Source organism: Paenibacillus nanchangensis (assembly GCF_046543445.1).
Lineage (GTDB): Bacteria > Bacillota > Bacilli > Paenibacillales > Paenibacillaceae > Paenibacillus_AQ > Paenibacillus_AQ nanchangensis.
This window is the reverse complement of sequence record NZ_JBHOFD010000001.1, coordinates 27,909-43,878: the sequence shown is the minus strand read 5'-3', so window position 1 is coordinate 43,878 and position 15,970 is coordinate 27,909. Positions and strand designations below refer to the sequence as shown.

Here is a 15,970-nt window from a genome sequence, read left to right as displayed (position 1 = left end):
ACAGAGGCAGAAAGAAACGAAGAAGAATGGATCGAACCAGCCAGAGGGAATCGAAGCACAGATGAGCGAATCGAACCAGCCATAGGAAACCGAAGCGAAGAGGGGCGAATCGAATCTGCCCAAGGGAAACGAAGCAAAGAGGAGACAACTTCAAAGGAACAAAACGCTAAGGAGCGAACCGGGGAGGGGAGGAAGCGCCATGATGGTTGAACACGAAACCGCAACCGGCCTAACCGGCCGGACACCTGGCAGGGAACACTGGCTGCGTGAGCTGCACCGGACATTTTTGGCGGCAAGGAGAAAACGGCGTGCTTCAGTGTTCGCCGTACAGGGCGGGCTGCTCGTGCTGTTGTTTGCGTTATGGGAAATGGCTGCCCGGCTGAAATGGGTGGATCCTCTGCTGTTCAGCTCTCCAAGCAAAGTGTTTGCTCAGATCGCTTCAACTGCGGCGGACGGCAGCTTGTGGCCGCATCTGTTTATTACTGTCGGCGAGACAGCGGCTGGATTTTTGCTTGGCACACTAGTCGGCACACTGCTTGCGGTGCTGATTTGGTGGTCGCCGTTTTTATCCGAAGTGCTGGATCCCTATATGGTCGTGTTCAATAGTATGCCAAAGGTGGCGCTTGGGCCGATTTTTATCGTGATGTTTGGTGCGGGCTTTACTTCCATTGTTGTAACTACCCTGTCGATTACTGTGATTGTAACCACGCTGGTCGTCTACAACAGTTTTTCCAGCGTTGATCCTAACCTGCTCAAGGTCGCCCAATCGTTTGGAGCTACGCGCAATCAGCTGTTTGCCAAAGTGATTTTGCCTGCGTCTTATCCCGCCATTGTGTCCACTTTGAAAGTTAATGTGGGGATGTCCTGGGTAGGCGTAATTGTCGGCGAGTTCCTTGTGGCCAAAGCAGGTCTCGGATATTTAATTATCTACGGATTTCAGGTGTTCAATTTCACGCTGGTGATGTCCAGTCTGCTTATCATTGCGGTGGTCGCTACGCTCATGTATCAGCTGGTGGTGTGGGCCGAGCGGAAGATGCTGTCGGGCAGGTAAGCACCTGGCTGATAAACATCTGGCGGGTAAACATCTGGCAGAATCGCTGCACACATGAAAGGCGCCAGCCCCTGTCCAAAAGCGGCCCTTGCCAACACTCAGGTGTACCTCCCCTGTTACCAGGGCGGTATTTATGCAGACCCCGTGTCACATTGTGCCGGTTGGCAAAATCAAGTACCATGTAGGGGACGGTACACGACATTATTTACGGAATAAAGAGGGATGGCATGGGATTTCGCATCATCAAGACGGCTGCTGCTACGCTGCTGTCCATTGTATTGGCTGCTGCCGCAGGGATACCGAACGCCCAGAGCGCGGGGCTGCTGGCGATTTTGGGCGTGGAGGTGACCCGGAAAAGGAGTCTGCGGACGATTTCGGCCCGGTTTTTCGCTTCGCTTGTGGGACTCCTGTTTGGATGCGCGCTGTTTGCGCTGTTAGGCTTTCATTATTGGGTACTGGGCTTGTTCGTCCTGTTTGGGTTTCCGCTTATCGTCCGGGCGGGCTTCAAGGAGGGGATTGTAACAAGCTCAGTTGTGGTTTTCCGTGTGTTTGGACAAGCTGAGCTGAACATTTTTGTCCTGCTGCAGCAGATCGAGCTGCTGATCATTGGCCTTGGATCGGCCGGTCTGGTCAATTTGGCTTATATGCCCAAGGCGGATGCGACGATTTCACAGATCCGCAGGGAGGTGGACGGTGTTTTTTCGGTCATCTTTGCCCAGATGGCGAGGACGCTGCGCGAGCCGGAGTATATGTGGGACGGCAAAGAGCTGATCCAGGCGGGGGAAGCGGTCCGGCGCGGCGTAACCGCCGCGGAGCGGGAAATGGAGAACCATGTGATTCATCCGGATGAGGCGTGGAACGTATATTTTTACATGCGAAAGGAGCAGCTGGAATCGATCCAGAATATGCTCCAGCTGTTGTCCCAGGTCTATACGCATCTGCCCCACGGTGAAATGGTGTCCGAGCTGTTCGAGCAGCTCAGCCGCGATGTAATGGACGAGACCTACACAGGCCGGACCGAGAAACTGCTGACCGGTCTGGAGGATGAATTCCGGGGAATGGAACTTCCGGCAACCCGGGAGGAATTTGAAGTCCGTTCCGCGATTTTGCAGCTGTGCCGGGAGCTGGCGCTATATTTGAAGATTGCCAAGGAAAATAAGGGTCCGGTTTATCAGGCAAATACGGCGCGTACACCGAAAAAAATGGCGTGACATCCAGCCATATAGGTAGAAAAAGAGACGGCTTCCTTTGCGGAAGACCGTCTTTTTGATATTTTTCCAAATGAAAAACCGCCTAAAGGCTTATGCGGAACAACCCATTGAAAAACCGCCAAAAAGGCTCTTGGGAAACAACCCATTCCACGGGGAAAACGGTTCCCGGCACAAGGGGATTTTGGCATGTATTTTTTTTCGCCCAATTCCTTCACAACGTGGTATCAACATTCGCCCATGTCCTGCATACACTTAAGTGAATGATTGTATGGAGGAGGTTCAAAGCATGTCATTAGCTAAGCGTCAGACAAGGGAGATCATTACAAAAGCGATCTGCGGTAAAGGTCGTAAGTTCTCCACCGTCACGCATACCGTGACTCCGCCACATCATCCGACAAGTATATTGGGGGCATGGATCATCAACCACCAGTACGAAGCGGTTGCCGCCGGAAACGGAATCGAAGTGATCGGTACTTACGATATTAACATCTGGTACTCGTACGACAAGAACAAGCAGACCGAGGTTGCCAAAGAGACGGTCTCCTATGTCGAGCTTGTTCCGCTGTCCTATCTGGACCCGAGACACCGGGCATCCACGGTCGAGGTTTCTGCGGAGGCGACACAGGAGCCCAATTGTGTGGAAGCCGGCATCTCATCCGGCGGAGGCGGTGTTACGATCCGGGTGGAACGTGAATTTGAAGCGGAGCTGGTGGCCGAAACCAAGGTCCGCGTGTATGTCAGCGATCAGGCCGACGATTACGAAGACAAGGACTATGATTACGAAGGAGAGAGCTTCGATTATGAAGATCTCGATCCCGACGCGCTGGACGATGACCTGTAAGGAAGCGGCGCCGCCGGTTGCCGCTGTGCCATAGTCTATATTATGACGCCGGCACGGCGGCGAAGCGGGCGGATGCCCGGAGGGCTCCGATTTATTTTGCAGCGCGGCCGCAGCGCCGCCAAGGAGGCGCATTCCTTCGGCCCCGCGGATCGGCCCCCATTTCGATTCATCCTGAACGCAGGCGAAGCTTTTGCTGTGTCCGGATGGGGATTTGGGGTTATTTTTTATGTTTGCGGGAGGCTGGTCCGCTGGCGCGGGATGAGTACTGGCTGCGGGCACAGGAGTGTCCGTAGGCTGCTGAGCAGGAGAGGGCCGCTGGGTTCCGGAGTGGAGATTCTGCAGGCGGCAAGAAGGGGACGATCATGGGGCCTGAGCAGGGATAAGCAGGAGTGCTGGGTATAAGATTCTACGGGCGGCAGGTGACGGAGTGTCTGTAGGCTGCTGAGCAGGGGATGGAGATTGGAACGGGCGGGTGTGCCCATAGGGCGCCGATCAAAAGGAGTATACAGGCCGCCGGGCAGAGAGTGTCCATGGGCTGCTGTTAAGGGAGTGTCTACGGGTTGAAGAGCAAAATGGGCAAAAGGTACACTTCAGACTGATGGTCGGGTAAGGGGGCCAGAAAGGGATCTCCTTCAGCCCATGTGCCAAAGATGCCCTCCGACCGCAGAAAGCTGACGCGGATGTAGATAGGGGAGTTCGGATGGAAACGGAGTTGGCGGTTTACGACAAGCTATCCGAGGAGGAGCGGGAACGGCGCTTGATCCGAAGCGGACTGGAGGCGGACTTGACCGGCGGTAAGCGGGACGGTGCTGTCCGCGGTAAGTACAGCCAGACGAAAGTCCGCGTGCCGAACATGCGACCGGAGCGTCAGGCGTATAATGTGTGCGTTTTTGGGTTATCGGCGTTTTCCTTGGCGGAACAAGGGGCGGGGAAAGGGATGCGAGCGGTCAGGAGGCCTTTTGCCGCGGCCGAAACGGGGCTGGTGGCGCCTGATATTTCGGCGGAGTGGGATGAAGTGTGGGCAGATTCCGCCGGGACGCAGATCCCCAGCCGTATGACCCTCAGCCGGGCCGGTGAGCGTGCTGGCCGCAGAGCGGAGGTTGAGGATGCAGAAGCTGGCACCGGTGGGGGAGCAGGTGCATATCTTCCGGACGCACTCCCCCGCCTAAGATCGAGCCGGACGCCTGAGTCCCGTATTTTCCGGCGGCTGGAACGCCTTGCGGTGAAGACGCTGTACACGCTTGGCCTGGAGGCGGGTGAGGTGACACTCACGTCGCTTGGCGACCGCCAGTTCGCCGTGACCGGTGTCCGCCCCATCCGCCGGGACGCATCCGGGGAGCTGCCGGAGCCCTGCCGGACCGCCGAACGGATGCTGCGGGAGCAGCGCCGCTCGGAGCTGCCGGGACGGCCGGGTCTCCTGATGGGCATGGACCCGGAGTTCGTGCTGTTTGATGCCGAAGCGCAGCGGGTGGTGCCGGCATCGCGGTTTTTCCCGGCGGATGGAATCGCCGGGTGCGACGGCGGCCCGCCGGGAACACGCGGGCTGTTCCCGGTGGCCGAGCTGCGCCCGCCGCCGCGTGCGGAGCCGCGCGCGCTGCTGGCGCAGCTGATGTCCGCCCTGCGTGCGGCGGACAACGGGGTATCCGACCGCTCGCTGAGCTGGCGGTCGGGGGGCATGCCGCTGCGGGGCTGGTCGCTCGGCGGCCATCTGCACTTCAGCGGCGTGACGCTGACGGCGCCGCTGCTGCGCGCGCTCGACAACTATCTCGCGCTGCCCGTGGCCCTGCTCGAGGACGAGCGCGCCAGGGCGCGCCGTCCCCGCTACGGCTCGCTCGGCGATTTCCGGCTCCAGCCGCACGGCGGCTTCGAGTACCGGACCCTGCCGAGCTTCCTGGTATCTCCGGCCGTCGCCCGCGGAGCGGTTGCCCTGGCTCACTTGATCGTGAGCCGGTATGAAGAGCTGACGCACCGGCCGCTCGACGACGAACCCGTTCACGCCGCCTTTTACGGCGGCGGCCGGGAACCGCTGCGCGCGGCGTTTCCAGCGCTCGCCGCGCAGCTGCGGGCGCTGGACGGGTATGCGCCTTTGGCCCGGTACATTGACCCGCTGTTCGCCCACATCGAGGCGGGACGGACCTGGGATGAAACACGGGATATCCGCACTGCCTGGGGACTCGTGAACTGAATACGCTCCGATGCAAACCGGCCGGGTGCCGGTTTTTTTACGTATAGGTTAGGGGATTGTATTTTATTACGGACATGACAAAAATCATCTAAGCAAACGGCCCGACAACAGCCCGATGCTAATTAATGATAATTTCAATATATGAGAAATTCACAATAAACCACCAAAAATCTCCCCCTAACAATCCAGCAAATCCATCCTCTGTGTCTACGCACCCGGTGGTTTGTTTTTTACGAGGTGAATTTAAAAACATGGGAATCAGCAATAAATCGGCATAAAATGCCACCTTTATTTTTAAATCCGAAGGTGGCATATTCATTGTATGAAATTAATTAATGGAGTATTTTAAACTTCTGATATTGATGCGGCCGCCTTGGCATTCTCTGCTTCTTGATATTCTATATCTAAATTAAACGAACTTCTAAATATATCAGTTACTATTAACTTCCACAAAGGAGAGACAGAGTCCCATCCGCTAGTCCAGTTAGTATTTATATACTTGAAAGACCTATACGGTTTTTCATTAGCAGAAGCTTTATATCCCAGGACATCCTCTATGCAGTTTGTTAGCATTATCCTTCTATTCTCGTCACCCACAGCTTCCAAAATTGGAGCGTTAAACACTTCTGCACGTTCATTACCTTCATCTTTATCATGAATGACAATGGGGTTTATTCCCATAGACCTCAAATATTTGACTAAAGCAATTATTGTTGCTTTTCCCCTTGCTTTAACGATTTGCCAATTGCTTTCTATATCTTTTCTTACTATTTCAGGAAGCCTATTTATAGTTTCTCTAAGAACAAGATCTTCAGTATCTCCCTCAACTATTAATACATACTTTGAAAAAAAGACTCTGGATATATGGTCATCTAGTTTCAATAACATTTTTACATAAGTCTTATCATCGCCTTGGAGTTTTAAGAACTCTTCACTGGTATTAAATGCACTACAACATAATTTTTCAACTTTAATTTGACGCTCATCAATTACATACTCGTCATCCATTCTTGATAGACAGTTCAACACTTGCAGAGGCTTTTTACTCAAATCAATCATATATGGGGAGTGGGTTGTGCATACGATTTGATTATTGTTAGTCCCGGCTAAATCGTAAATAGTATCTCTCATCTGCTTTGCAGCATTTGGATGTAAGTATATTTCAGGTTCCTCAAAACCAATTATTAGAGGTCTCTGTTCTTGCCCAATTAACTTCCTATTATTACGTAGATTTCTATATCGGAGTAATGCAAAAACAGCCGAACGAATTATTCCAGTACCTTGTAAATTTACTGAAGTAGTGATATTACTGAACATTGAAATTGTAAACTGTGGCTTAATAACTTTGTCTGCGTCTGAAAGACTTGTAACTGCCTTTAATCCAGTGTTTGGAAAAACATCCTTCATAACTAAATTTAGTTCGGTCATCATTTGCCCGAATTCACTTTGAGCGTTTGCTGGATCAAGTTCCTCAGCAAGCTGATTTAAATATTGTTGGGCTTGCTTATAATTCTCTGAAGAGTCTCTCACATCATTAAATAACTCAACTAAAGTAGAAGCTAATGTACCTGAAGTACCTGATAATTCTTCAGTTTTGTCTTGGGCGGGAATCAATAAAAATTTCGGTAGCCTACTTAAAACATTTGCCGGGATTCCACCTGGGTTCTTAAACCATTCCTCTGCCTCTTCATCATAATCATACAATTCATCAACTTCCTCAATAATTGCTTTTTCTACTTTGGTTAACTTTTTATCACGATCAATCTTTGAAGTTTTCGTTTCTACAGAAGTAAAGTCAAGACCAGCCTCTATGTATTGATTAATAGTACTGCATTCTGAAAATTGTGTCTTTACCGTCTTTATTTGCTGACGAAGTTCTACAATGCAATCCGAGCCTGGTGTAAAAGTTTTTCTATAAATTACTCTTAGTTCAGCATCTCCATCATCATTAATACATTTTAGTACTCTCCCTTTGAAACCCTTCCATTGTTTAGCTTCCTCAGGAACCCTTCTGAATTCAGCAGTCAAAATCACCTTATTGGCTCCACGTCTCATTATGTCTCCATCCATGTAGGAGTAGAACTCTTCATCTGAAAGTTTCTTGACATCATTTAATAAGAGGTTAAGTGCTGAAAGTATAGAACTTTTGCCTACATTATTCTCACCGATGAGAAAAGTAGCATCAGAAAACAATACTTCAGAATCCATGTGTCTTCGATATCCTTCAATTTTCAATTTATATAACTGCACTCATAATCCCCTCCAAATTTTATGGTTAGATTATATTTTCGTCAATAAAAACCAAATTCCTCCAATATCATGAGTGGAATGAACTAAATTTATAGGCTTTATCTTAGGTGAATTTTAAATGTGACGCGAGAAAGCAACTAAAGTCTTGTGTTATTTGAGTCTGAAGATATCTATTCTATTGTACAAGTTGGGAAATGGGTCTTAGTGGGGGCCTGACAAGTGAATTTAGATACCCTAATTCAGTGCTGCTTCAACACAAGACATTCATCCTCTATAATAAAATAACCTGCCGAAAGAAAAATATTTATCGGCAGGTTATTTACGTTGATTTTTTGTTGCTACATTAATATACTTATTGTGGACACAAAAAGCGGGGTGAAGCAATGTCGTCCAAAAAGATGGGGCGTCCACCGTCTGATAATCCCAAAAGTGAATTGATTCGAGTACGTGCTGATCAGGAAATTTTGAGCAAGCTGGATGCTTGCACCGAAAAGCTCCAAACGACCCGTTCCGATGTTATTCGCAAAGGGATTGAAAAGGTGTATGACGAGCTCCAAAAATAAAGAAGGAAGCAGCGTGAGTCCGACGAAGAACACCGCTACTTCCTATCCCGCAACCGCTTTAATAAGCAGACTGCATAAATATCCTACCATGTGCAGGAGTCTCATTCAAGCGATGCGATGATAATAAATGGGAGGATGAACATGAAAACCATTTTGGAAGCCCTGTATCACGGACAAATTAAACCCGACGAGATCATTGTTCCGTCTCAGCCGGAATACCGCTCTGTAAGCCAACAAGTGTCAGCTCAGACGGTGCAATGGCGTGAACGATTAGGTGAGGAAGTATTTCGTGAACTTGAGGAATATTTTGACCTGTGCGATAGCGCAAGTAGTATGCATGTGGAAGCTGCCTTTCTCCACGGTTTCAGGCTTGGAGCGAACCTGCTTATTGAGGTCATGAGCAATCGGGAGGAGATGATTCCAGATGCAAATTCGAGCATGCCATTATGATGATGGTACCGACATATGCATCTCGCTGCACGTTCCCGTTTAAAACGGAAGAAGGAAAATGAACCCTCATTCGCTGAGTCATTCAAGGCGATGTGAAGCAATTTGCTAAGGAGTACAGTAGAGAGTATCTAAAGCAGCAAAATAAATTAGAGGAACAGCTTACACTTCATTTTCAAGACAAGTTATATGCTCAGGCGATTGCCAGAGAAATGATGATGTCCAGGATTTGATTGAAATGTTAACTATGTGTTGAATAGGGGAAGCGAATGTAGCAGTAGCCTTTAGTCATTAGATCACAAATGGGATAACGTGGAAGGCAAGATGCCGCTCGTTCGCTTTTCTTTTTCTCGGTTGGTAGATGTTCAAGCGACACGTGACAACTGTCTTGTGTTGTAGTAAGCACTGAATTTGGTCTCCCAGGGGTACGCCCCTGATACCCCTATCTATTACATACTTCAATCAAATGATCATATCGACTGTTAATATAGCAACTGAACTCAAGGTGATTATGGTATAATTTGAAACATTGACTGTTATTTTTTTGGGGGAGTTGTGGGATGTGACAAAGCCAAATGTTTTTATAGGATCTTCACGAGAAGCGATGGATTTAGCGAATGCTATTCATTCACAAATGAGTTACCATGCTCAGGTGACTCCGTGGTATAGTGGTGCTTTTCAAGGAAATGAATATACGATGGAGTCCCTGGAAAAACAATTAGACAATAATGATTTTGGGGTATTCGTTTTTGCTCCAGATGATGTTGCATTCCATCGGGGGAAGTATGTTTTCATCACCCGAGACAATACAATATTTGAAATGGGTTTATTTTGGGGAAGATTGCGACGACAACGTGTGTTTGCCATTGTCCCTCAACAAGTAAAAGAACGCGATGATCTCATAAACGAAGAGAAGGTTAGTGATTTTCATATTCTGACTGATCTTCAAGGTTTGACGTTACTCAAATATGAGGTGCGTACTGATGAGAATTACGAGTCTGCAGTTTCAGTGGCTTGTCAATTTCTGATAAAGAGAATTCAGCGTGAAGGCTATTATTTAGACCCTCGCATTGAATTGAAGAAACTGGAAGTGGAAAATGAACGTAAACGACGAATTTTACACTTCTTTTGGACATACAACAAAAATGCTACAATTCCTGATGAAAAAGAGCGTTATAATTCCCTGAGTGAGGCAATCAGAACGTCTATAATTCCACCAACGGAATGTATTGTTACAGGTGCGGCACTTTGGAAGATACAAGGAAACGATGGAATTGGACAAGTTGGAGGCAATGTTGGAAGAGGACGTTTTTTTGCTTTTAGTGAAAACCAAGAACGAACAGAGTCGGGGAAACAACCTATATATGTTTTAGATGCATATTTGAATTCAAAGTGGTCTTTTTATAATCGAATTGAAGTTGAACAGGTATATATTTTATGCTATCCTTTAGGTAAAGAGCATGTTCTATCCATTCATTTTTCAGGCAGATATACACTTGATGATGCTCAGTTGAGTGCTATCGTTACAAATAATAATGAGCTTTTACGAACGATTAATCTTCTAATAGGAGGGGATTCTGTATGAAGCATAGCAGACGTAACCGTCGACATGGAGTCACTCCGGATTATAAAATGTCAAAGTTGCTATCTCAATCAATAATTATTGACACTCAGGGCAAAGATCATGTTGATCAAGCATCAAAAGTGTTATTGGCTACTAAAAACGGTGGAGTTGGCGTTATCTACGTTGGTCCCTCAGTTGAAGGTGTAGATAAAGAATACGTAAAAGTTCTTACAGGAAACGTTGATACAAGAAAGCCGTCGTTTGTTTAGAGTAAAAATGTTTACTGAAGGCTCCCACATATTTGGGAGCCTTTTATGCTTTAGAATGACATTAGTTAGAACACAATAATTTTGCAAGGAACAGCCTAATCAATATTGTTCATATTTGCTACATATTCATTTATAACCACTCTAAAAAAGCTTCAACAGTGATCTTTCCACGCAGAAGCATCCCGATTGAGCTTAGCAAGCTCAGCCCACTGATAAAAAAGTTCAGTGAGAACAATGACACCGCCAAAGGTGAAGACGACTTCATGGAGCTGCGCAATCTGTTCAATGTATGGTTTGTTCGCGATACGAGTCGAAAGGTTAAGAGCGGCTACCGCCAGCGGGTTTTAAACGGCGACTATACAGGTGCTTTTGCTCCCTATGGCTATCGGAAGGATGAGCAGAACAAGCATAAGCTGATTCCAGATGAAAACACGGCTCACATTGTGCAACGCATTTTTCGATTAGCAGTGGAAGGTCACAGTCCTTACAAAATCGGCTGACTGTTAAGACAGACTGTATTTTAACGCCACGCGCTTACCTTTCCGAATAGCATCAGCGTTATTTGAAGGTGGTTAATACGAAGTATCCTTATGATTGGGGCACAACAACGGTCAAGGTTATTCTCCAGAACAAGGTGCAACTAGGACATATTGTGAGCCATAAGACGACAAAGCCTTCTTTTAAGCGAAAAGTAACCGTCACTGTGCCAGAGGAGGAATGGATTGAGGTTCCGCATACGCATGAGCCGCTGATGAAGAAACCTTTGGTCTAGCAAAAAAGGTTATTCGCATAAAGAAGCGTCCAACGAAGGAAGGCGAGTACCAGATTTTTGTGAGATTCCTGAAATGCTCGACTTGCGGACAAGGGTATCCTTTGCTCGTGGCGGCAGCAGTAAAACGGTTGGCCGTAAAGAAGGACGTGGTAGCTTTGCATGCAACCAGTCGAGAACGCGCGGCATAGCCTATTGCAGCTTTCATTACATTAGCTACGTGGATATTTACCAGATTGTTTTGGCGGATATTCAGCGTCATGCTTGGATTGCTAGGGAGCAGGAAAGCGCCTTTGTGGAGATGGTGGCGATCATGAGTCAGAGCCAGCAGAAGAAGCAGTGGGGAACAGCAATTAAAGAGCGGGATAAGCTGGTTAGGTGGGGAAGTGAGCTGCAAACGATTCAACGGAAGCTGTATGAGGACAATGCTTTAGGAAAAATCACAGACGAGCAATGTGTGGCGTTGTCACGAGATTTTACAGTAGAACGAGGGCAATTGAAGGAGAGGCTCAAGCTGCTGGAGGAGCAGCTTCAAAAAGCACAGAGCAAGCGAGAGAATACGACTCGATTTTTAGAACTGATGCGAGAGTATACGGATATGAAGGAATTAATGAAAGCAATATTGAATGAACTGATTGATAAGGTTGTTGTGTATGATGCTGAGAAGGTTGACAGCAAGCGTGTACAGCGCATTGATATTTATTACCGATTCGTCGGTCTAATTTCGTAAAGATTCTATTAACATATAAAAATGAGGGTAGTTATGAGAATACTTAGATCGCCACAGAGTATTGTGATTTCACTTTTTTTATTGGGATTAGCTGTTGCAATGATTAATAATTTTGCTGGGGCAATTATATTTTTTTGTGGACTTCTTTACTCTTTTTATGTTGTCGCTAGAAATTTCGCAGGAAATTTCCTTCTTATTTCTATTTGGTTGTTTTTCGGCCCATTATTCATTTCGACATTTATTTGGGTCTTTCTGTTTGAATATTTTTCAGACTTCCTCTTGAATGTTGGGGATGGTAAATTCATATTTCTTTCAATTCCAATTATTTCGGTTGTATTTGTTTATAGTTTCCGGAGGCTAGAAGGCTTTTTTGATAGGCTTAAAATATCTTTGAAAATCAATAATGTTATTGTAGTCTGTCTTACATTTGGATTTATTTGGTATGCATACTCCACTGAAGATTTTTCTCAGATAATACCTTCTATTAATGAATTAAAGGAGTATAATATTGGCCCGCGAGAATTTATTACTTTGATGCTTCAAGTTATCACCTTTCCATACATTATATCTAACCTATTATCGGATTTAGTAATAGAAGTAGCAACTTATCTAAGGAGAGCTAGAAACAGAAGTAGTTGAAACAATGAAGAATAGTATATACGAGATTGTTTATTAAGTACTTTCTTTTGATTTTCCAGCTATATAGAAGATTAAGAGTAAGGATGAAATAGAAGGACATGTTCTCTGCCTTATTTCGTAAACAACAGAGGTTATTACCCCGTTAAAAATAGATTACTCCTTTGGACTAACGACCACATCCCCCTGTTTTTTCCACATCATAGAGCTGTTTAATTTCTCTTAATTCAGATTTAATTTCTCGTAATTCTAATTTGATTTCTTTTAATTCAAGTATAGTTCCTCTCTTAAAACTGATTTAATTCCTCTTAATACTGATTCGATTTCTCTTATTTCGGATTTTAATTCTCCCATTTCGGATTCTTCCATTAGAGGAACGCCAAGTCTTTTCTAACTCTTGTTCAGCCCCCGCCTTCCAGGGTGCCCGGTCTCCCGCAAAGCCAAGTTTCTGTTATAATGAAAGGATGAACTCGCATGGAGGTTAACCATGGCTAAATACACGCCGATGATTGAACAATATTTGACTGTGAAGGAAAAGGCGAAAGATGCCTTTCTTTTTTTCCGGCTGGGAGATTTTTATGAGATGTTTTTTGACGACGCCCTGCTGGCATCCAAGGAACTGGAGATTACGCTCACGGGACGTGAAGGCGGGGGCGAGGAACGCATCCCGATGTGCGGGGTTCCTTACCACTCGGCGGAGGGCTATATTCAGCGTCTGATTGAAAAAGGCTACAAAGTCGCCATCTGCGAACAGCTCGACGATCCGGCCACCACCAAAGGTATGGTCCGGCGGGACATCGTCCGGGTGATTACGCCAGGCACTGTGATGGAAGGCCGCAATATCGCCGACAAAAATAACAATTATCTCGTCTGCGTCACCGAAGCGGACGGCATGACGGCGCTGGCGGCGTGCGATTTGACGACCGGCGAGCTGTACGTAACGTCGGTGCCGTCGGGGACCGATTGGCTCCGCGACGAGGCGGGCATCTATGAGCCGGCCGAGATCATCGGCGATGAGGCGCTGCTTGCACAGCTGCAGGCCGAAGCTTCCGCCACCGCGAAGCCGGTGGTGCTGACGCCTTGGGACCGGCGCGACGAAGAGCTGGTCCGGCGCCAGTTCGGCGAAGCAGCCTGGGCGAGACTGGAGCGGGAGCGCGGGCAGTGTCTGGCGCTGCTGCTCTCGTATCTGCAGGAGACGCAAAAACGTTCCTTGGGCCAGCTGAGCCAGATTTCGCCGTACGAGCCGGGCAATTTTATGATTCTCGACCCGTTTACACGGCGGAATCTGGAGTTGACCGAAACGGTCCGCGAACGGTCCAAAAAAGGCTCGCTCCTCTGGCTGCTCGACCGGACCGAAACGTCGATGGGCGCGCGGCTGCTCCGGCGGCGGATCGACAAGCCGCTGCTGCAGCGTTCCGCCATTGAGCGGCGGCTGGAAGCGGTCGAACGGCTGTACGGCCAGTTTATTGTCCGCGAGGATTTGCGGCTGGCGCTGCGCGACATCTATGATTTGGAGCGGCTCGTGGGCCGGATCGCTTTTGGCAGCGCAAACGGCCGGGACCTAAACGCACTGAAACGTTCGCTTGAGCAGATCCCCGCATTAAAAGAGCACTGTCTCGCTTCAGGCTCCCGGACCTTAAGTGAACTGGGCGAAGCGATGGACATCTGCGCGGATCTGAAAGAGCAGATTGCCGCGGCAATCGTCGATGAACCGCCGGTATCGGTGCGGGACGGCGGTCTCATACGTCCCGGATATCATGAGCGGCTGGACGAGCTGCGGGAAGCGAGCAGCAGCGGCAAGCAGTGGATTGCCGAGCTGGAAGCGAAGGAGCGCCAGGTGACCGGCATCAAATCGCTGAAGATCGGGTTTAACAAAGTCTTCGGCTATTATATAGAGGTAACCCGCTCGAATTTGGCTTCACTGCCGGAAGGGCGGTATGAGCGGAAGCAGACGCTGGCGAATGCGGAGCGTTTTGTTACGCCTGAACTGAAGGAGAAGGAAGCACTCATTCTGGAAGCGCAGGATAAAATGACCGATCTGGAATACAGCCTGTTTGCGGAGCTGCGGGACCGGCTGAACGAGGAAATCCCGCGCCTGCAGGGTCTGGCGGAGAAGGTGGCGGAGATTGACGTCTACCAGAGTCTGGCCGCTGTCAGCGCTGAGCAGCGGTTCGTCAAGCCCGAGCTGTCTGACGGCTACGATCTGAAAATTGAAGCCGGCCGGCATCCCGTGGTGGAGGCTGTGCTGAAGGATGCTGCGTTTATTGCAAACGGCACGAATCTTAGCGAGCAGGACGGCAGTATTTTGCTGATCACCGGACCCAATATGGCGGGCAAAAGCACCTATATGCGCCAGGTTGCCTTAATTTGCATTATGGCGCAGATCGGTTGTTTTGTTCCGGCGGACAAGGCGGTGGTGCCGCTGATCGACCGGATTTTTACCCGGATTGGGGCGGCGGACGACCTGATTGGCGGGCAAAGTACGTTTATGGTGGAAATGGCGGACATCCAGGTAATGACGGAAAAAGCGACACCGCGCAGCCTGATCATTATCGACGAGCTGGGACGGGGCACTTCGACCTCCGAAGGGATGGCGATCGCTCAGGCGGTGATCGAATATGTGCATGACCATATCGGCTGTAAAGCGCTTGTCTCGACGCATTTTCACGAGCTGGCACATCTGGAGGGCAGTCTGCGGGGCCTCAGCAACTGCTCGATGGCGGTGCAGGAGAGCGGGGATACGGTGCATTTTCTGCGCAAGCTGGTTCCCGGTGCGGCGGACAGCAGCTATGGCATTTATTGCGCAAGGCTTGCCGGACTGCCGGAGGGCATTATTGAGCGCGCCTACGGCCTGCTCCAGAGCATTGAACAGGCATCCATTCCTGGAGGAGGTCAGGGTGTTCAGCCTGCTGGGCGGGACGGTCAGGATTCGGTTGTACCGGCTGGTAAACCCCAAGTCCCGGCATCGGCTGAAACAGCCTTCTCCGAGCCGGAGCCGCACCCTGCTGTCCGATCGGCACAAGCTGTCTTGACGGAAACAGCGGCAGCGGCCGAGACTGAACCGGCAATGAACCGGCGGGAAGAAGTGGTGCAGCTGTCGATGTTCGGCGACGAGGAGCCGGCGAAGATACCGGCTCAGCCGACCAAAGCCCAGCGGCAGACGGACGAGCTTGTCGCCCTGGTGCGGGACGCCGACTTAATGAACATGACGCCTTTGCAGGCGATGCAGCTGCTGAACGACCTGAAACAAAAAGCTGCCCGGCTGTAAACCTGTAAATCCAAGGAACCCAAGCAACCCAAGCAACCCAAGCAACCCAAGCAACCCAACATTTTGCAGAAAACAGACGGGAAGCAATCTGTAAATAACCTTGGAAGTAATCCGCAATTATGCTAAAGCAATTAAGCGAAAATTTAACCGTATTCCTGCTAAAGCAAGTTGGCGGAACTAATCCGT

General features: G+C 48.9%; 14 protein-coding genes. 13 read left to right on the top strand and 1 reads right to left on the bottom strand.

The genetic code is table 11. The annotated features are described in order from the left end of the window. Positions 1 to 199 precede the first annotated feature (199 nt). The 4 genes from ACE6ED_RS00195 to ACE6ED_RS00180 all read left to right on the top strand — a co-directional run bounded on the left by ACE6ED_RS00195 (position 200) and on the right by ACE6ED_RS00180 (position 5,288). Entirely contained in the window at positions 200 to 1,051 is an 852-nt protein-coding gene (locus ACE6ED_RS00195) for an ABC transporter permease (protein ID WP_410824933.1), read from the top strand. 227 nt (positions 1,052 to 1,278) lie between these two features. Next, positions 1,279 to 2,262: an aromatic acid exporter family protein gene (locus ACE6ED_RS00190; RefSeq protein WP_410824932.1), complete on the top strand. Its 984-nt coding sequence runs from the start codon at positions 1,279 to 1,281 to the stop codon at positions 2,260 to 2,262. A 286-nt stretch (positions 2,263 to 2,548) separates the two neighbouring features. Then, on the top strand, positions 2,549 to 3,103 hold the full coding sequence (locus ACE6ED_RS00185) for an outer spore coat protein CotE (RefSeq protein ID WP_410824931.1): 555 nt from the start codon (positions 2,549 to 2,551) through the stop codon (positions 3,101 to 3,103). A 700-nt stretch (positions 3,104 to 3,803) separates the two neighbouring features. Next, a complete protein-coding gene (locus tag ACE6ED_RS00180) occupies positions 3,804 to 5,288 on the top strand; it encodes a putative amidoligase domain-containing protein (protein WP_410824930.1) in 1,485 nt (494 codons plus the stop codon). 345 nt (positions 5,289 to 5,633) lie between these two features. Here ACE6ED_RS00180 and ACE6ED_RS00175 read toward each other — a convergent pair whose 3' ends face one another. Next, on the bottom strand, positions 5,634 to 7,538 hold the full coding sequence (locus ACE6ED_RS00175) for an AAA family ATPase (protein ID WP_410824929.1): 1,905 nt from the start codon (positions 7,536 to 7,538) through the stop codon (positions 5,634 to 5,636). 383 nt (positions 7,539 to 7,921) lie between these two features. Between ACE6ED_RS00175 and ACE6ED_RS00170 the strand changes: the two genes are divergently transcribed. The 9 genes from ACE6ED_RS00170 (at position 7,922) to mutS (ending at position 15,784) form a co-directional block, all read left to right on the top strand. Further along, positions 7,922 to 8,101: a hypothetical protein gene (locus tag ACE6ED_RS00170; RefSeq protein ID WP_059054051.1), complete on the top strand. Its 180-nt coding sequence runs from the start codon at positions 7,922 to 7,924 to the stop codon at positions 8,099 to 8,101. 141 nt (positions 8,102 to 8,242) lie between these two features. Further along, a complete protein-coding gene (locus ACE6ED_RS00165; RefSeq protein ID WP_410824928.1) occupies positions 8,243 to 8,551 on the top strand; it encodes a DUF6809 family protein in 309 nt (102 codons plus the stop codon). Between the two features lie 559 nt (positions 8,552 to 9,110). Next, on the top strand, positions 9,111 to 10,133 hold the full coding sequence (locus ACE6ED_RS00160) for a TIR domain-containing protein (RefSeq protein WP_410824927.1): 1,023 nt from the start codon (positions 9,111 to 9,113) through the stop codon (positions 10,131 to 10,133). After that, a complete protein-coding gene (locus tag ACE6ED_RS00155; protein WP_410824926.1) occupies positions 10,130 to 10,381 on the top strand; it encodes a hypothetical protein in 252 nt (83 codons plus the stop codon). Before ACE6ED_RS00160 ends, ACE6ED_RS00155 begins: the two co-directional genes overlap by 4 nt. A gap of 158 nt (positions 10,382 to 10,539) precedes the next feature. Then, positions 10,540 to 10,881 carry a serine integrase family protein gene (locus ACE6ED_RS00150; RefSeq protein WP_410824925.1) on the top strand — a complete coding sequence of 114 codons (342 nt, stop codon included), beginning with the start codon at positions 10,540 to 10,542 and terminating at the stop codon, positions 10,879 to 10,881. 68 nt (positions 10,882 to 10,949) lie between these two features. Beyond that, positions 10,950 to 11,153, top strand: a complete 204-nt coding sequence (locus tag ACE6ED_RS00145; protein WP_410825178.1) for a recombinase family protein — start codon at positions 10,950 to 10,952, stop codon at positions 11,151 to 11,153. Between the two features lie 73 nt (positions 11,154 to 11,226). Continuing rightward, a complete protein-coding gene (locus ACE6ED_RS00140; protein WP_410824924.1) occupies positions 11,227 to 11,880 on the top strand; it encodes a DUF4368 domain-containing protein in 654 nt (217 codons plus the stop codon). Positions 11,881 to 11,913: 33 nt separating this feature from the next. Then, the gene (locus ACE6ED_RS00135; protein ID WP_410824923.1) at positions 11,914 to 12,519 is read left to right on the top strand and encodes a hypothetical protein; all 606 of its coding nucleotides are present in this window, start codon (positions 11,914 to 11,916) and stop codon (positions 12,517 to 12,519) included. Between the two features lie 484 nt (positions 12,520 to 13,003). Beyond that, positions 13,004 to 15,784, top strand: a complete 2,781-nt coding sequence (mutS, locus tag ACE6ED_RS00130; protein ID WP_410824922.1) for a DNA mismatch repair protein MutS — start codon at positions 13,004 to 13,006, stop codon at positions 15,782 to 15,784. Positions 15,785 to 15,970: the final 186 nt, after the last annotated feature.